The sequence below is a fragment of the Clostridium sp. LY3-2 genome (genome assembly GCF_024705715.1).
Taxonomy (GTDB): Bacteria; Bacillota; Clostridia; order Clostridiales; family Clostridiaceae; genus Clostridium.
This window is the reverse complement of record NZ_JAMDLQ010000007.1, coordinates 1-18,964: the sequence shown is the minus strand read 5'-3', so window position 1 is coordinate 18,964 and position 18,964 is coordinate 1. Positions and strand designations below refer to the sequence as shown.

15 protein-coding genes, 1 other RNA gene and 1 pseudogene are annotated in these 18,964 nt (G+C 28.9%); 15 read left to right on the top strand and 2 right to left on the bottom strand.

Annotated elements, in window-relative coordinates; genetic code table 11:
• Positions 1-52: 52 nt before the first annotated feature.
• Positions 53-2,680: pseudogene (gene ppdK, locus M4I33_RS01155) on the top strand (pyruvate, phosphate dikinase).
• Between the two features lie 38 nt (positions 2,681-2,718).
• Here ppdK and M4I33_RS01150 read toward each other — a convergent pair.
• Positions 2,719-3,780: a CotS family spore coat protein gene (locus M4I33_RS01150; RefSeq protein WP_257914948.1), complete on the bottom strand. Its 1,062-nt coding sequence runs from the start codon at positions 3,778-3,780 to the stop codon at positions 2,719-2,721.
• 171 nt (positions 3,781-3,951) lie between these two features.
• Between M4I33_RS01150 and M4I33_RS01145 the strand changes: the two genes are divergently transcribed.
• The 14 genes from M4I33_RS01145 (at position 3,952) to M4I33_RS01080 (ending at position 18,081) form a co-directional block, all read left to right on the top strand.
• Positions 3,952-4,962: an HD domain-containing protein gene (locus tag M4I33_RS01145; RefSeq protein ID WP_257914946.1), complete on the top strand. Its 1,011-nt coding sequence runs from the start codon at positions 3,952-3,954 to the stop codon at positions 4,960-4,962.
• A 199-nt stretch (positions 4,963-5,161) separates the two neighbouring features.
• Complete coding sequence (gene dnaG, locus M4I33_RS01140) at positions 5,162-6,931, top strand: DNA primase (protein ID WP_257914944.1); 1,770 nt, start codon at positions 5,162-5,164, stop codon at positions 6,929-6,931.
• A 26-nt stretch (positions 6,932-6,957) separates the two neighbouring features.
• Positions 6,958-8,067, top strand: a complete 1,110-nt coding sequence (gene rpoD / locus M4I33_RS01135; protein ID WP_194190846.1) for an RNA polymerase sigma factor RpoD — start codon at positions 6,958-6,960, stop codon at positions 8,065-8,067.
• A 101-nt stretch (positions 8,068-8,168) separates the two neighbouring features.
• Positions 8,169-8,864, top strand: coding sequence for a class I SAM-dependent methyltransferase (locus M4I33_RS01130; protein ID WP_194190845.1), 696 nt, complete (start codon positions 8,169-8,171; stop codon positions 8,862-8,864).
• A 20-nt stretch (positions 8,865-8,884) separates the two neighbouring features.
• Positions 8,885-9,673: a Nif3-like dinuclear metal center hexameric protein gene (locus M4I33_RS01125; protein ID WP_257914941.1), complete on the top strand. Its 789-nt coding sequence runs from the start codon at positions 8,885-8,887 to the stop codon at positions 9,671-9,673.
• 61 nt (positions 9,674-9,734) lie between these two features.
• The gene (locus tag M4I33_RS01120; protein WP_257914935.1) at positions 9,735-9,995 is read left to right on the top strand and encodes a hypothetical protein; all 261 of its coding nucleotides are present in this window, start codon (positions 9,735-9,737) and stop codon (positions 9,993-9,995) included.
• Positions 9,996-10,048: 53 nt separating this feature from the next.
• Positions 10,049-10,421: RNase P RNA component class A (rnpB, locus tag M4I33_RS01115), an RNA gene on the top strand.
• 186 nt (positions 10,422-10,607) lie between these two features.
• A complete protein-coding gene (locus M4I33_RS01110) occupies positions 10,608-11,426 on the top strand; it encodes a hypothetical protein (RefSeq protein WP_257914934.1) in 819 nt (272 codons plus the stop codon).
• Positions 11,423-12,505 (top strand): FtsX-like permease family protein, encoded by a 1,083-nt coding sequence (locus M4I33_RS01105; protein ID WP_257914932.1) that lies wholly within the window; start codon positions 11,423-11,425, stop codon positions 12,503-12,505. Before M4I33_RS01110 ends, M4I33_RS01105 begins: the two co-directional genes overlap by 4 nt.
• A gap of 3 nt (positions 12,506-12,508) precedes the next feature.
• Positions 12,509-13,666, top strand: coding sequence for an FtsX-like permease family protein (locus M4I33_RS01100; RefSeq protein WP_257914930.1), 1,158 nt, complete (start codon positions 12,509-12,511; stop codon positions 13,664-13,666).
• 1 nt (position 13,667) lies between these two features.
• Positions 13,668-14,336 (top strand): ABC transporter ATP-binding protein, encoded by a 669-nt coding sequence (locus M4I33_RS01095; protein ID WP_257914928.1) that lies wholly within the window; start codon positions 13,668-13,670, stop codon positions 14,334-14,336.
• 53 nt (positions 14,337-14,389) lie between these two features.
• Positions 14,390-14,686, top strand: coding sequence for a hypothetical protein (locus M4I33_RS01090; RefSeq protein WP_257914927.1), 297 nt, complete (start codon positions 14,390-14,392; stop codon positions 14,684-14,686).
• A 525-nt stretch (positions 14,687-15,211) separates the two neighbouring features.
• A complete protein-coding gene (locus tag M4I33_RS01085; RefSeq protein ID WP_257914925.1) occupies positions 15,212-15,976 on the top strand; it encodes a formate/nitrite transporter family protein in 765 nt (254 codons plus the stop codon).
• A 224-nt stretch (positions 15,977-16,200) separates the two neighbouring features.
• Positions 16,201-18,081 (top strand): FUSC family protein, encoded by a 1,881-nt coding sequence (locus M4I33_RS01080; RefSeq protein ID WP_257914923.1) that lies wholly within the window; start codon positions 16,201-16,203, stop codon positions 18,079-18,081.
• 22 nt (positions 18,082-18,103) lie between these two features.
• Here the strand turns inward: M4I33_RS01080 and M4I33_RS01075 are convergent.
• Positions 18,104-18,964, bottom strand: an 861-nt coding sequence (locus tag M4I33_RS01075) for a 3D domain-containing protein (protein ID WP_308366953.1), incomplete at its 5' end; no start/stop codon positions are given.

Below are 18,964 nucleotides of genomic sequence, written 5' to 3'. Positions count from 1 at the left end.
AATTCTCCTGATAGTATATATAACTTTAGTATTGAACGGAGGAGTATTGAGAATGGAGAAAAAATACGTATACCTTTTTAAAGAGGGAAATGCATCTATGAGAAATCTTATAGGAGGAAAAGGGGCAAATTTAGCAGAGATGACTAATTTAGGAATACCAGTTCCTCAAGGTTTCACTGTTACAACAGAAGCGTGTACAAAGTATTATGATGATGGAAAAGTAGTAGCATCTTCAATTATCGAAGAAATAGAAAACTCTATGAAATATCTTGAAGAAATAACAGGTAAAGAGTTTGGAAGCACTACTAATCCACTACTTGTTTCAGTAAGGTCAGGAGCAAGAGTTTCAATGCCAGGTATGATGGATACAATATTAAATCTAGGATTAAATGATGAAGCGGTTGTAGCTTTAGCAGAACAAACAAATAATCCAAGATTTGCTTATGATTCATACAGAAGATTCATACAAATGTTCTCAGACGTAGTTATGGGAGTAGAAAAAAGGCTTTTTGAAGATGAAATCGATAAAGCTAAAGAAGCTAAAGGTGTAGAAGTTGACACAGATTTAACTGCTGATGACTTAAAAGTACTAGTTAAGAATTTTAAATAAGTCTACAAAAAAGAAAAGGGTGAAGATTTCCCACAAGACCCTAAAAAGCAATTAATAGAATCTATAACTGCTGTATTTAGATCTTGGGACAACCCTAGAGCTCATGTCTATAGAAGATTAAATGATATACCATCAGAATGGGGAACTGCTGTTAACGTTCAACAAATGGTGTTTGGTAACAAGGGAGAAACTTCAGGAACAGGAGTTGTCTTCTCAAGAAACCCAGCTAATGGTGAAAATGAAATCTACGGAGAATATTTAATGAATGCACAAGGCGAAGACGTTGTTGCAGGAATAAGAACTCCACTTCCAATCGCTCAATTAGAAGAGCAAAATCCAGTTATATATAAAGAATTTATTGATATAGTTAATACATTAGAAAAGCATTATAGAGATATGCAAGATATGGAGATTACTATAGAAGAAGGTAAATTATATTTCCTTCAAACTAGAAATGGTAAAAGAACAGCGCAAGCTGCTTTAAAAATAGCTGTTGACTTAGTTGAAGATGGAACTTTAACTAAAGAAGAAGCTATCTTAAAGGTAGAGCCTAAGCAATTAGATACATTATTACACCCAGCTTTCTATGATGAAGATTTAAAGAAGGCTACTCCAGTAGCTAAAGGTCTTCCAGCTTCTCCAGGTGCTGCATGCGGTAAAATAGCATTTACAGCAGAAGAGGCAAAAGAGAGAGCTCAAAACGGTGAAAACGTAGTTTTAGTAAGACTTGAAACTTCACCAGAAGATATAGAAGGTATGATAGCTGCACAAGGTATCTTAACTGTAAGAGGGGGAATGACTTCTCACGCAGCGGTTGTAGCTAGAGGAATGGGAACTTGTTGTGTAGCTGGTTGTGGCGCACTAAAAGTAAATGAAGAAAAGAAAACTTTAGAAGTAAACGGTAAAGTTTATAAAGCTGAAGATTACATTTCAATAGATGGTACTTCAGGAAATGTTTATGCAGAGAAAATCAAAACTGTAACTCCTGAAATAACAGGACACTTTAAAACATTTATGGAATGGGTAGATGAAATAAGAAAGTTAAAAGTTAGAACTAACGCTGATACTCCAAGAGATGCAAAACAAGCTGTTGAGTTTGGTGCAGAAGGAATAGGACTTTGCAGAACTGAGCATATGTTCTTTGCAGAAGATAGAATATTAGCAGTTAGAGAAATGATTTTAGCTAAAACTTTAGAAGATAGAAAAAAAGCATTAGATAAGATACTTCCAATGCAAAGAGCTGACTTTATAGCTATATACGAAGCACTTAAAGGAATGCCAGCTACTATAAGGCTTTTAGACCCACCACTACATGAATTCTTACCTCATACTTTAGAGGATATGAAAAACTTAGCAAAAGAATTAGATGTTAGTGTTGAGGATATTAAGTCAGAAGTAGATAGCAAGCACGAATTTAACCCAATGATGGGACACAGAGGTTGCCGTTTAGCTGTAACTTATCCAGAGATTGCAGAAATGCAAACTAGAGCTATAATAGAAGCTGCAATTGCAGTTACTGTTGAAAGAGGGTATGAAGTAGTTCCAGAGATAATGATTCCTTTAATAGGTGATGTAAAAGAATTAAAATTTGTTAAAGATGTAGTTGTTAAAACAGCAGAAGAAGTTATGGCTGAAAAGGGAACTAAAATTGACTACAAAGTAGGAACAATGATAGAAATCCCAAGAGCTGCACTTACAGCAGATAGCATAGCTAAAGAAGCTGAATTCTTCTCATTTGGAACTAATGATTTAACTCAAATGACATTTGGATTCTCAAGAGATGATGCAGCTAAGTTCTTAAATTCATACTATGATAGTAAAATTTATGAGCAAGATCCATTTGCAAAGCTTGATCAAAATGGAGTAGGACAGTTAGTTGAAATGGCGGCTTCAAAAGGAAGAGAAACTAGAAAAGATATTAAACTTGGAATTTGTGGAGAACATGGAGGAGACCCTTCATCAGTAGAGTTCTGTCACAATATAGGTTTAGATTATGTTTCTTGTTCTCCATTTAGAGTTCCATTAGCAAGACTTGCAGCAGCGCAAGCTCAAGTTAAAAATAAAAGATAGTAAATTTTAAGGTCTATCGGAAATATCCGATAGACCTTTTATAATGTTATATTATATTCTTTTTCAATTCTTGGAATTATTTCTTTTACAAAATCAATTTGAAAGTTAAGCTTTTCATTACTCTTCATAAGAAGGGTTATAAAGGCACTTTTATTGCATTTTCCTATATTTTTAAAGTAATCTTTTGAAATTTTCCAAAACTTTTGTGGAAAACTTATATAAGTCACTAGATATCTTAAGTCAGATGGGGTAAGCTTAGAGTGATAGTTGTATTCTCTTAGTAGAGATAGTGCGAGTTCTAAGTTAAAACAAGTATTGTCTCGTCTAAGGAGTCTTCTTAAAAAATAACCGAGGTCACGAATAGAATAATCGTATTTACACTTATCTAAATCTATAACCCAGATATTATTATCGTTATCAAAAAGTATATTTTTACTAACATAATCACCATGACATATAGATTTAGATAGTTCATCATCATCAATACGAGATGCTATTTCTAAAGATTTTTTTGCAAGAAACAAATTATCTTCAAAATTTTCTAAGAAGATATTTGAAAATTTATCTTTAGTAGATACAGCTTTATTGTATGAAGTAAGTAAATGATTAAAATGTTTTAAGATAGATATGTAGTAGCTATTTAGACCTACTCTATCTTCACTTCCTTTAATAGGGAAAAAGCTTCTTGAGCTGTTGTGAATGTGGGCAAGCTGTCTAACAGAAAGAATAATGTGGTCTAAATTATCAAAGTCACATTTATATCCGTCGACCCAAGGTGTAAGTATAAAAATCATTCCATCATGTTTTACATATTTCAAACCGTCTTTAGTGTTTAGTAGGATAGGGGTTTTTATTCCTTTTTTCCATAACCACTGAAGTGCAGAATAAACAAACAGTAAGCTATCTTCGTTAAAATATATTTTTTTTAGGCAAAAGGCAGCGCTTTTAGATGAAATTTTATAAACAGCGCGATGCTTTTGAGTGTCTTTAAATTTTATTAAACCGATAGTGGAATCTTCTAAGTCATAATGATGCAAAATATTTTTTTTAACATATTCTTCAGAAAAAATATTTTGTTTAGAAGAAGGTTTTTTGCTCATAACAGAATCCTCCTATAATTTTTGTACTTAATATTATAATATTAGTGAGAAATAAAAATTAGAATATAAATATAAAAATAATAATATTTATAAAAATGCAAATAATAACTTAGTGTAATATTTTGAGAATATAGGTGGTAAAGATAGAATAAGTAATTAGAGGTGAAAAAAATGAATGTAAGAGAGAATATTGAAAGAATTGAGAGTTTGACATTAAGAAAAGAAGGAAAGTTATCTAAAGAAACTCTTGGAAGAGAGAGTTTTGAAAAGTTAGATGATTATAAAAATGCATTCATGGTTGATAGAGATAGAATAATTAACTCTAAAGCTTTTAGAAGACTAAAAGATAAAAGTCAAGTTTACACAGTTAAAAAGGGAGCGCACTACAGAAATAGACTTACTCACACTTTAGAAGTAAGCGCTATAGCTAGAGATATAGGAGTTGGAATAGGATTAAACGAAAACTTAATAGAAGCTATAGCACTAGGTCACGACGTAGGTCACTCAGCTTATGCGCACGCTGGAGAAGACGTTCTTAGAGAATTTTTAGGACACTTTTCTCATTCGGAACAAAGCATTAGAGTTTTAACTAAACTTGAAGGAAAAGGTGAAGGTTTAAATTTAACTCAAGAAGTTTTAGATGGTATTTTAAAACATAGCGGACTTGGCGGAATAAATAGTCAAATAACTTTAGAAGGAGTAGTAGTTAGATACTCTGACAAAATAGCTTATTTAAATCACGATATAGACGACTCTATAAGAGCTGGACTTTTAAAAGAAGAGGATTTACCTAAAGAATGCGTAAAAGTTTTAGGTGAAACTAACGAAGAAAGAATAAATACCTTAGTTCACGATTTTATAAATAACTCAAATAAATTATTAGACGAAGGTAAATTCGAAGTTGGACTTAGTAAAGAAGTAGATGATGCTATGCTTAAACTTAGAAAATTTATGTTTCAAAATATTTACGGCGGCGATTTCTTAAAAGAAGAAAGAAAAATAGTAAAAGTTAAAATGGAAGCTATCTTAAATTACTATATGGATAGAGTATACCTTATGCCAGAACTTTTTAAAACTATTGCAAAAGAAGAAGGAAACCCTCGTGCGGTAGCTGATTATGTATCTGGAATGACAGATGAATTTTGTGATAACTTATACGAACAATTATTTGGAAAAAAATAAAAAAATAGGAATAAAAAGCGGATATTATGGAAAGATAAAATTATCATAAAAAAGAGGATTTTATAATATAAAGAAGAATAGTAATAAAAGACGATAAAAATCTTATAAAAACTTTCCTAATAAAAAAAGGAAATGTAAAAATAGTGTCGAATAAAATATAAGTTGCAAAAAATATAAAGGTAAGGAGGGAGATTTCTCCTTGCGTATTCAAGAGGAAACAATTGAAAGAATTAAAGAGGAAAATGACATCGTTGATATAATTTCAGAAACTGTTAGACTTAAAAGATCAGGAAGAAATTATATGGGGCTATGTCCTTTTCATGGTGAAAAATCACCATCATTTAGTGTATCACAAGATAAACAGATATATAAGTGTTTTGGTTGTGGCGAAGCTGGTAATGTCTTAACTTTTGTAATGAAGCAAAAAAACTTGAATTTTATAGAAGCATGTAAAGTTCTAGCTGAAAGAGCTAATATAACTCTAGACTTAGGCGATGGAGAAAGTAGTGTAGTTTCTAAGAAAAAAGAAATACTTTACAAAGCAAACGTCGAAGCTGCTAGATTTTTCTTTTCAAACCTTCAAAGGGATAGGATTTCAAAATCTTATTTTATTAGAAGAGGTATAGAAGAGAGCACTATTAAAAGATTTGGTTTAGGCTTTGCAAAAGATGGCTGGCAAAACCTTAGAACTTACCTTAAAGGAAAAGGCTTTAATGATAATATTCTATTAGAAGCAGGGCTTGTACTTAAAAGTCAAAAAGGAACTATTTACGATAGATTTAGAAATAGAGTTATGTTTCCTGTATTTGATATTAAAGGTAAAGTTATTGGATTTGGAGGAAGAGTCTTAGATGATTCTAAACCTAAATACCTAAATTCGCCAGAAACTATGGTTTTCCACAAAGGAACTAACTTATACGGGTTAAATTTTGCAATAAAAAATCAACTTAAAGAAAGATATTTCATTATAGTTGAAGGGTATATGGACCTTATAAGTTTAAATCAGCATGGCATCACAAATGTCGTGGCTTCTTTAGGAACAGCACTTACAGTAAATCAAGCAAGACTTCTTAAAAGGTATGCTGATAAAGTAATTATTTCTTATGATGCTGATGTAGCAGGTCAAACTGCAACGCTTAGAGGATTAGAAATATTAAAAGATGCTGGATTTGATGTTCGGGTATTAAGTATACCAGAAGGTAAGGATCCAGATGAGTTTGTAAGAAGCAATGGGAAAGACGCATTTTTAAAGTTAGCTCATAATTCAGAAACTCTTATTGGATACAGACTTAGAAGAGCAAAAGAAGGTATTGATTTTAGAGACAATCAGGCCTTAGTTGAGTATGGTAATAGGGTTACTGAAATTCTTTTAGGATTAAATCCTGTCGAACAAAGTGTATATATTAAAAGTATTTCAGAAGATACAGGGCTTAAAGAACAAGCCTTATACGACTTGCTTTCGAGAAGTTCAAAAGGAAAAAATGAGGCTACTATGTATGAAAAGGAACAAAATGGAACAAAATTATATGTGGAGCCTAGTTATATGAAGGCTGAGAAGTCGCTTCTTAAACTAATGCTTAACGAAGATGATTTTAATACAATCATTGGACTTATAGACAGTGATGAGCTAAACTTAAAAGCTCATAGCAAAATATTTAATTTAATAAAAGAGGGTAGAGAGAAATCTATTAAGGATATTTCTTCATACGTTGAGCTTAACTGTGATGATGTTGAATCATCTAAAGAATGGGTAATAATTAAAGAGATGGAAGTTTTAAAAGCTAATGATGCTAAAAGAGTTATTTTAGATTACATAAAGCAAATCAGAAGTTTTAAACTAAAGAAAAAGACCCAAGAGTTAAAGCAAAAGCTAAAGGAATTTGAGAAAAAGGGAATGTTTGAAGAATCAATTAAGGTTGCTAAAGAACTTAGTAAAATTAATGCAGACCTTAATATGAATAAGGGGTAATGGTCATTACGGAAGGAGGTAACGATATGGCTGGAAGAACAAAGGTAAAAAAAGAAGATAATAAAGAAAAAAATAATAAAATGTCTATTGTTAAAAATTTAATTGATAAAGGTAAGAAAAATAATTCTTTAACTTATAAAGAGATAATGGATGAAATAGATAATATCGAATTAAGCCCAGAACAAATCGAGAAAATCTACGAAGTTCTAGAATCTATGGGAATCGAGGTAGTAGGTGAACCTAATAAAGGTGAGGATACTGAGGAAGAAGAAGAAGAGGAATTAGACTTAACTGTACCAGAAGGTATAGCTATAGATGACCCAGTTAGAATGTACCTTAAAGAAATAGGTAAAGTGCCACTATTATCATCAGAAGAAGAGATAGAACTTGCAGAAAAAATCGAAGAGGGAAGCCAATACGCTAAGAAAAAATTAGCAGAAGCAAACCTTAGACTTGTTGTAAGTATAGCTAAAAGATATGTAGGTCGTGGAATGTTATTCTTAGACCTTATTCAAGAAGGTAATTTAGGTCTTATTAAAGCTGTAGAAAAGTTTGATTACAGAAAAGGGTTTAAGTTCTCAACTTATGCTACATGGTGGATAAGACAGGCGATTACAAGAGCTATAGCTGACCAAGCGAGAACTATAAGAATACCAGTTCATATGGTTGAAACTATAAACAAATTAATAAGAGTTCAAAGACAATTACTTCAAGAACTAGGTAGAGATCCATTCCCAGAAGAGATTTCTAAAGTTATGGATTTACCAGTTGAAAAAGTTAGAGAAATACAAAAAATAGCTCAAGAGCCAGTTTCACTTGAAACTCCAATCGGTGAAGAGGAAGATAGTCACTTAGGAGACTTTATTCCAGATGACGACGCTCCAGCACCAGCTGAAGCTGCAGCATTTACTATGCTTAAAGAACAATTAATTAACGTTTTAGATACTTTAACTCCTAGAGAAGAAAAAGTATTAAGACTTAGATTTGGTCTAGATGATGGAAGAGCTAGAACTCTTGAAGAAGTAGGTAAAGAGTTTAACGTTACTAGAGAGAGAATTAGACAAATTGAAGCTAAAGCTTTAAGAAAGCTTAGACACCCTTCAAGAAGTAAAAAATTAAAAGATTATTTAGATTAATATATTAAAAAAGCGCGTAATACGTGCTTTTTTAATTTGCTATAAAAGATAGTGATTTGTTATAATGGATTTCTAAAATAAAATTGACAGGAGAAATGAAAATGGAATTAAGCAGAAGATTAAGTTTAATAATTCAAAATATTGATGAATGTGATACTTTAGTGGATGTAGGGACAGACCACGGATATATACCGATAAAATGTATAAAAGATGGGTTATGTAAAAAGGCGATAGCATCTGATATTAATAAGGACCCACTTGATAAGGCAAAACTTAATTCTGTATTCGAGGGAGTAGATGAAGAAGTAGAGTTTAGATTAGGTGGTGGATTAAGCACTGTAGAGGTTTCAGAGTGTAACGGGATAGTTATAGCTGGAATGGGTGGGAATCTTATTAGAGATATACTAGAAGAAGATAAAGAGGTAGTTAAAGAGGCTGATTATTTAATTCTTTTACCAGCACAAAATCCAGAAGTATTAAGAGAGTATTTATATACTAATAACTACGAAATAATAAAAGAAGATTTATGTTTAGATGATGGAATATATTATGAATTATTTAAAGTAAGATCAAAAGATGGAGAAACTACTGAATTAGATTCAATATACTACGAAGTTAGTCCAACACTTTTAAGAGAAAGACATGAACTTTTAAAAGGATTTATAGAATCTAAAATAGAAAAGTATGAAAAAATCAAAGGTTTAATAACTGATGATAGCGAAAGTGCTAAATTAAGATTAGAAGAATTAAATACTAAAATAGATGTTTTAAATAATTTATTAAACTACTGCAGTTAATAAAGAAAGGATGAGAGGTTATGAAAAAGGTTAAAGATATTATAAGCGTTATGGAAAACTTTGCACCTCCTATATTAAAAGAAGATTTTGATAATGTAGGACTTATGGTGGGAGATAAAGAGGAAAAGGTTTCTAAGGTGTTACTTGCACTTGATTGTACAAACTCAGTAATTGAAGAGGCTAAAAAAAATAATTGTGATATGATAATAACTCATCATCCTCTTATTTTTAAAAAGCCAAATAGAATAGTTAAAGATGATTTCCTTGGAAATAAAATAATAGAACTTATTAAAAACGATATATCACTTTATTCAAGTCACACAAACTTAGATTCAGTTAAAGGTGGAATAAATGATACTATAGTTAAGATGCTTGGTTTTGAATTTAACTCAATAATAGAAGAGTCTAACAAGGGATACGAGGGAGCAGGTCTTGGAAGAATAGTTAATTTAGAAGAGGAATTAGATTTGAATTCTTTAATAGAAAAGATTAAGTCTAATTTAAATGTTTCTAATTTAAGAGTAGTTAAAGGAAAAGAAAGACTTAAAAAGATTGCTATAATAAACGGAAGTGGACAAAGCTTTTTTAATGACTGTATAGCTGAAGGTGTAGACTGCATTATTACAGGGGATACTACATACCACTTTGCATCAGATTTAAAAGAACTTGGAATCACAATAATAGACCCAGGGCATTTTAAAACTGAATGGTTAGTATTTTTAAGCGTTATGGAAAATATAATAGAAAAGTTTAAAGATATAGAATTTATAGTTTCTAAAGAAAGTTCTGACCCTTATACTTTTATTTAAAGGAAAGATATCACCTTTTAGTTCATATACTTAAATGAGTATGAATTGAAAGGTGATTTTTATGGGAAGAAAAAGGAAAAGGAAAAATCTTTATAGAGATGGTGGAAATAATAATTTTGACATAACAGCATTTTTTAAAAACATAGAAAATTTTATAAATAATTTTAGTAGAAAGAATTATTTTAAAAGATCAGAATATTTTACTCCTATAAAATGTGTTATTTATTTAGGAGTTTTAGCTACTTTGATGTTCTCGGGGGTAGGGATTTTAGGGGTTATAATTGTAGGGTTATTTATAGTTGCTTTAATGATTTTTGACTAAATGGAATAAAATTCATTTGCATAAGATATTTAATTATGTTATCATAGGTTTTGCGAGTAAGACGTGCAATCGCTGCTAGCCTTTGAGCTAGGAGAGGAAAGTCGGAGCTCCATAGGGCAGGGTGCTGGCTAACGGCCAGTCAAGGCGACTTGAAGGATAGTGCAACAGAGATATACCGCCAGAATCTAAACTTAGTTTAGATGAGTTCACTTTTGTGACTGGTAAGGATGGAAAGGCGTAGGTAAGAGCTCACCAGCATAGTGGAGACATTATGGCTATGTAAACCCCACCTGGAGCAAGACCGAGAAGAAACATTGTGGGATAGCCCGTCCCGTTTCGTGGTGTGTCGCTTGAGCATGCTGGCAACAGTATGTCTAGATAGATGATTGCTTAATACAGAACTCCGCTTATGGCTTGTCTCGTAACATGTAAAACACTAGGTAGTACCTAGTGTTTTTCTTTTTGCTCTAAATTTATTAAGAATATACTAGAATTTATAAGATGTAAATATATTGAAGATAATTGGAATAAATTGTATAATTAAATAGAATAAAAAATTCATAAAAGGCTATTTGGCCTTTTTATATTTTATAAGGGAATTGAGGGGGAAAGATGAAAAAAATAATTGTGGGATTTATTTTAAGTTTTGGAGTTTTTATTTTAGTTGGGTGTAGAGATAAGGGCTCAATCCAAGCTATAAGTGCATTAGATCAAGTTTGGAATGGTGGATTTTCCTATGGGATAGTAAAAGATAATGAAAATGGGACAGACCTATATAAATTAAAAAAGGTTGATTTTAAAAATGGATCATTAAATATGGGTATCAAATATGAAGGTGAAGTTGAACGAGACTTTACTATAACACCATTATTAAATAATGAAAGAGTGAAATTTGATTTTGATGGTAAAGGTTTAACTGATAAATATACTGTAAAAATAAAAAATGGTGATAATAAGATTAGTATAAAAACTAATGAGTTAAATGACGGGATTGTTAGCTTTATATTTAAGTCTTCTGATATTTGTTTTGGGGTATATGGATATAATAATCACGCTAAGATGAAAGAAATAGCGAGTGGTGTAAAATATGATGAGTTAAAGGTTTCAAAAGAAGGGGCTAATGAAGAAATCATAGGAAAGAGTTTAGAAGAAGTAAATTATTCTTTTAAAGTAGAACTTCCAAAGGAAAGATTTGAAGGGGATAACTATGGTTATAAAGTTTTCTTAGGTGATACTTTAATAAAAATAGACGGTAAAGACTCAAAGGTATTTAAAGAAAATAATGATATTTTTGAAGATGAATTTAAGTTTACTTTACCTAAAAAATCAGGAACATATGATTTATATGTTTTTAGGGAGGCAAACCCTATAAGCGAGACACAACCTATAGGAAGTATTGTATTTAAAACAAAGGTAAATGTAGAAGAATGATAGGGTTTACTTTAGAAAAAATAAAAAAGAATTTTAGTATGTATACTGGAATAATTCTTTTGTTTACAGTAGGTACATTTAGTTTATGTTTTATCGCAGCGATACAGGAAAATAGTATTAAAATAACAGAGAGATTATCTATGGGTAATTATAAGAATCGATTAAATATTACTTTAAATAATGTAACTAACGTAAGGGAAGTTCAAAATATAATAAAAAAATTTCAAGGTAAATCTACGCTTAGGATAAACGGAAGTGACTCTGTAGTTTTAGTTAGCTATAAAGATGGCCTTGACTATGATTATTTTATTACAAAGGGAAGATTTTTAAATCCTAATGAGACTAAAGAAGAGATAGTTTTAGGTTATAAAAATGCAATTGATTTGTTTGGAACTAGTGATGTTTTAGGAAAATCAGTAGAGGTTCTTTCAAAAGAGTATAAGGTTGTCGGAATTTTAGGAAATGAAATATCAAAGGAATTAGATATTTATAATAATTATATAGCATTAGGGTCTGTAGATGAGTTTTTCGATTTTTGCTCTGATAATGGAAAGTTAAGTTTTTCATTATATGATAAGAATGAAAAGCCTATAGAAATCGCTAAGGAGTTAGAGCTAGAATTAAAAAAGGTAGATAAAAATATTTATTTTGAAATTAGTGATTGGAAGGAAAATAAATCTGAATTAACTGTAACTAAAGAGCAGATTATTTTATTTAATGGAATAATCTTTATAATTATATTATTTACGTCATTTCAGATAGGGATATTTAATTATAGATTAAAGAAAAAAGATTATAAATCACTTTTAGTAACTGGTTATAGCAAAAGTGATATTGGAATTTTAATTTCAATAGAGAACTTTATTATAGTTTTGATAGGTACAATTATAGGAATAGGATTATTTTTTTTATTAGAAGAAAAACTTAGCATCATCTTAAATAAGTACGAGTATTTTAATAGTTTTAATTTAAATCTTAGAGGAGTAATATATTCGTTAGTTATAAACATATTAGCGTCTATAATATTATCTTGTACAATGATTCTTAAAATAAATAAAGGGCAAATAAAGGATATTTAGGTTATGGGGATAGTTTTTATAAAAAATAGATTAAAAAAGGATAAAATAATAATAATTTTCTTTACTATACTAATTATATCTGGTAGTTTTTTGCTTAATTCTATAGATATATTATCTAGGTATCCAAGGTATATAAAAAATATTTGTGATGTAAATAATACTTACACAATAAATATAAACTACTATGACAAAGAAAAAGGGATAGAAGAGAGCATTTCATCAATTGCTATGATGACAAGAGATGAAGCTAAATTAGATAAATTAATAAAGCTTAAAGAAGAATTATTTAATATAAATAATAATAAGTATAAATTTTTAGAGATGCCTATATTTGAGGAAGCACGGAAAAATGGACAAATTATAGATATAGCTTATATAACAGATAATACAAAAATTCCATATAATGATTTAAATAAAGAAGAAGAGGCTTTAATTTCTAATAATTTAAAAGAAACATACAAAGTAAATAATAGCTATAGATTAAATCATGAAAATAGTATTAAAGTAAAAAAGGTTTTAGGTGCAGATAATATTTTATTAAAAGATATATTTGATGAAACGAAATATACTAAAAGGTTTATAGGAATTAGAAAAGATAATTTTTCTAAAGAATTTCTAAGAAAAAATGCCTTTGATATATTAAAAGGTATTATGGTAGAAGTTCAAAAAGAAGATATAGAAACCTTGAAAAAAGAAATAATAGCCATTGATAAAAATATTTCAAGTATAGATTTAAAACCTGTAAGTGATATTATCTATGAAAATTATACAAGTAAAAATACATTTAATATGATAATTATGGCTTCTTACGTAAGTATAATAGGCGGCTTAATTATTATTTCAATGATAATAGTAAATTATATAAATATGAAGAAAAGAAAACGGGACTTCATGACATTACGTGCTATAGGATATACTTATAAAAGCATAATTACAAATACTACTTTAGAAGAGGGGATACTAGTAAGTTTATCTTTAGTTATTTCTTTAATATTACAAAAGGCTATATATTTAGTTACTAAAGTAGAGTGGGTAGATATAAGATTTAATGTAACTTTAATTATAATAATTCTACTTTTAATATTTCAAATTATACTATGTATAGCTATGTATATTTGGTTTTATAGAAATAGAAAAAATATAGTGGTTAGAGGTGAATAAAGTGGAATGTATAAGATTAGAAGAAATAACTAAAAAATATGGAAAAGATAAAAATACAGTTACAGTTTTAGATAAATTTAATTATACCTTTGAAAAAGGAAAGTTTTATATGATAAGAGGAGCTTCAGGTTCTGGAAAAACAACTATTTTAAATATAATAAATGGGCTAGATGAGGAGTATACAGGAACTTGTTATATAAATAATGAAAACATAACTAACAAAAATGAAAAAGGGAAAGCAAAGATAAGAGCTTTAGATATGGGATATATTCATCAAGAATATTTACTTTTAGAGGATTTATCAGTATTAGAAAATGTAAAGATAAGATTAAAATGTAAAAATAAATACTTAAAAGAAAAAATCACTTCTAAATCTATAAAAGAAAAAAGCATAAAGGTTTTAGAAAGTTTAGGGCTTAAAGATCATATAAATAAATCACCTAAAGAACTTTCAGGAGGGCAAAAACAAAGAGTAGCTATAGCAAGGTGTTTAGTTTCAGATGTTGAAATTATATTAGCTGATGAGCCTACAGGAGCCTTAGATAGTAAAATAACAATCGAAATAATGGATTTATTAAAGGGATTAAATAAAGAAGGAAAAACTATAATTATGGTAACTCACGATATATCTATTTTAGATTATGCTGATGAAATAATTAATTTAATATAATTATTTACTTATTTGAAAAAAATGGTAATATTAAATAAAAAGGGGGGATTAATTTGAATATTATAATAGTGATTTTAGCTGTATTTGTAGTACCTAGTTTTGTAGCTAAATTACTTTACAAAATTGAAAAATTAGAAAAAACCAAGAGATATTTTATAGAAAACAAAAGTAAAATCAAGAGTATTTTAAATTTAGTATCATTTTTAGTGCTTGCATTTATGCTAGTTGATGTATGTTTACTTGATACTATTTGGCTAGTTTATTTGCTCCTTCCATTTATTGTGATAAGCATGACTTTAGATAGATTTTTGGAGTTAACATGCAAAGAAAAAGTAAATTCTTTAGAATAAAATAAATTAAAAAGCAATCAATTAAATTTGATTGCTTTTAATTTTTATCCTATGTTTTTTATTTTTTTAGTAAGTATGACTTTGGATTATTAAGCCTATAACAAAAATAGCTACTTAATATCATTAATGGAAACATTAATTTAAAAGCTAAGCTGTAGTCTATTATATTTAAAAAATATGATAAACAGATTATAATCCCAAATATAATTACAGTAATCCTAGTCTTTAGTAAATAATTTGATTTAAATACTTTTTTAAATAAGTTATTCATATATTTACCTCAATAAGATTTTATATAGTTTATATTAATTATATAATAGAAGAGGATATCTTACAAATTATACAAAAATTATATTAAAAGGAAAAATATAATAACAACTTCCTTTAAGAGAAGAGAATAACTTAATTTTAGTGAATAAATAAATATAAATGATAAAAAAATAACAATATTGTGATAAAAATCACAGATTTTATATGTAACCCTTTATATAATTTACTAGATATTATATGAGGAGTGAATTTATTATGTATGAAAATGATTTAATGGCAGTTGGTGCTGCGTCTAAGAGTAAAGTCGATTTATATGAAAAAAATAAGGTAGGATATTTAATATCTTCAATGTTTGCAGGGCTTTTTGTAGGGCTTGGAATTATGCTTATATTCTCTATAGGAGGGCTTTTAAGTAGCGGTGGCAGTGCTGGAACTAAGGTAGTTATGGGAGCTTCTTTTGGAGTTGCACTTAGTCTTGTTATTTTTGCAGGAGCTGAATTATTTACTGGAAATAACTTTGTAATGACAATAGGGCTTGTAAGAGGGGATGTTGATACTCTAGGAGTTATTAAAGTATTTGTAGCATCCTTTATTGGAAATCTTTTAGGTTCAGTTTTAGGAGCATTCTTATTTGTTCAAGCAGGTCTTAGCAAAGGTCCTATAGGAGAATTTATAGCTAAAGGTGCTTTAGGTAAAATGACAGCATCTAGCGGAGAATTATTTGTTCGTGGAATTTTATGTAATATATTAGTTTGCTTAGCTATTTGGTGTTCTTTTAAGATGAAAAACGAAGTCGGAAAATTAATAATGGTTTTTTGGTGCCTTTTCGTATTTATTACAGCGGGATTTGAACATAGTATAGCTAATATGACTCTTTTAAGTATAGGGTTATTTGCTAAAAATGGATTAGCTTTAACTTTTGGAGGATTCGTACATAATTTACTTTGGGTAACTCTTGGAAATATGGTAGGTGGAATATTACTTGCGTTAGGTTATGCAAAAGTAGGAAAGAAAAATTAATAAATTAGAATTTTAAGCTATATCATTATATTAATGATATAGTTTTTTTTATTTTAGGTAATTATAAATAGAATATTTAAAGGCAAAAACCAGTTATTAAACAAATTTGATAAATATAACCTTAGAATTGTTAAAAGTATATGAAAAGGGGGAGTGCATATAAGATACTATTAATTTTTTGTGCTATACTTCACCTTATAAGCAAGTAGAAAAGGGAAATGATTATGAATATAGAAAATATTATTAAAAAAATTAAATATGGATTGCCAGCTGCTTGTTTGTCGTTAATTTTATTTTTTACAAATAAATATATGTTTGGAATAAGTAACGCAATAATAGCAACTTATATGACTCTTACATTTGTAAATATGAGAAAAAATATATTTATTGAAAGTAATGGATTTAGAAATTATTTAGTTCATTTATCTTTAGGTATATTTGCATGTTTAGCATCTCAAAATATAGTGAGCGCTATAGTAATTAATTTTGTAGTTACTTTTGTAGCTTCTTATTTTTTAACTAGAGCTTATGATTCTTCAAGATATTTTGTATTTATGCTAGGGTTTGTTATAATGCAGCTTTTACCTTTAAAGCTAAGCGATATAGATTTAAGGATTTTTGCAATTACGTATTCTTATATATTAATTAGAATATTTTTAAGAATATTTAACAATAATGGACTTAGAAAAGAAATTTATAGGCTTATAAATAAAGGATTTTCACTTTTAAGAGAAGAGTTAGATTATGCTTATTTAGGAAATGAAGAAAAGTTTTTAGGAGCTGAAGAAAATCTTACAGAAGTTATTACTGAATTAAATAGGATTGTTTATGAAAGCTATGAAAAAGCTTATTTTGAAATAATTATAGCCTTTGGTCAATTTAATAACTTTAATAAAAGAATCTTAAAAAGGCGTGATATTGCAAGGAAAAATAAAGATTTAATTATTGCTTTAAAAAAGTTACTTGATGAATCTAAAGGAATAGAATCAGGTGAGGATCTTATAGATTACTCAAATAGCATAAAATCCTTTTTAAGTAAATTTAAAGATAAGAGTACATTTAACGATTGTTTAGAGTTTACCTTTAAATACATCATTTCAGCTGGAATTAAAATATCTTCTTTAGAAAATAAAAAAACACAAAAGTTTTTTAGTTTAAGAAGAAACTTCGAAGGTGAAGGGGAGATATTTAGAACTAGATTTTCTTTAGATGATTCTAGAGTAAGGTTTGCATTAAGGCTTAGTATTTTATTAAGTATTGGGTTTGGATTAGATAAGGGATTAAGTTTTCCAAAAGTGTACTGGCTACCTTTAAGCATATACGTTATGGCAATGCCTTTTTATGAGGATGGCAAAAAGAGAATTCAAGAAAGAGTATTAGGAACAATAGTTGGGCTTAGTTTATCTTTTGTACTGTTTTATATATTTAGAACTGAAAGTGGACACATAATGATTATAATTATAGCGACAATGTTTATGTTCACTATAGATAATTATGTTACTAAATGTATTTATACAACTTGCTATGCTATGGCACTTACGTCCCTTTCTATGAATCCAGATTTAGCTATGATATATAGGCTTATTTATACTGTTTTAGGAGCTTTGTTTGCATACTTAGGTAATAAGTATATATTTAAAAATAAGAACAGCTTTGAAATAGATAAATCGGTTTTAAAATATATTGAGATAGATATGGGGATGATAATTAACACTATAGATAGAGGTAAATATGGTGATGAATTATTACTTTATTATGTTAAGGCTAATTATCTTTTAAATAATAAGCTAAATAAAATTTTAAGTAAAAAAGATAAAAATTATGATAATGTAAAAAGTATTATCCTTATAAATAATGAGTGGATAAGCAGTATGCTGTATTCATATATACTTATTAAAAATAGCAACTTAACAGATATAGAATTAGATGATATTAATAATTACCTTAAGGGAATGCAAGAATTATTTAGTAAAGACATAGAACTCCTTAATATAGAAACTAGCGTGCCTGATATTAATTCATTCCTTAAAGAAAGTTATAGAAAAGAATTAAAACTAATTGATTTATTAAAAGATATATTTAATTACAAAAAAACTCCAGCATAATTTATGCTAGAGTTTTTTTATTTTAAGATAGAATTTTTACAGTAACTTGTCTTCTACCAAAAGCGTTGCATTCAGCTTCGCTATTCATGAATAAATCTATTATGTTTCCTTTTATAACACCACCTGTGTCAGCAGCTATAGCGTAGCCATAACCAGAAACATAAACCTTTGTACCTAAAGGTATAACACTAGGGTCAACAGCTATTGTACTTATACCATTTGGGTCTCTAACAGGTTTAGTACCTGTTGCAGTGATTGTGTGACCTGTATAAGCTGTAGCTTCCATAGTTAATGTTTTGTGATCACCTGAAGGTGGAGTAGTATTACTATTATTAGATTCAGGTGTTACCTTTGGCTGATTAAGTTTTTCGATTTTTTCATTTCCTTTTGAAATGTATGATTTTGCTTTATCTACAACTGAGCTTGTAGTAAGTTGAGGAACTATCCCTTGAAGTGTAGAAACAGCGTCTCTTAAACTTGAAACATCAGAAGAACTATCAATTGTTTTTATAGGACCATTTATTAAAGCTTCTTCGTTAGATTTAATCTGTGCTTGGACCCCTTTTAGTTCATCGTCGTATTTTGATTTTGATTCTTCAAGTTTAGCTTTACTCTCTTTAACTTTTGCTAAATTGTTTTTATTATCTTCATTAAGTTTAACAACGTCATTTTTCTTTTGATTAAGTGAATCAATATCACTTTGTAATGATTTCATACTTGATTTTAAGTCTGATAACATTTTATTATCAGCATCGACTATTTTATTTAATGCATATATTCTTCCAATCATATCACTAAAGCCATTAGCTTCAAAAACGTAAGCTATGTAATCTGCACCAGAGTATGAGCCAGATTTGTACATTGCACGAAGTCTGCTAGATAA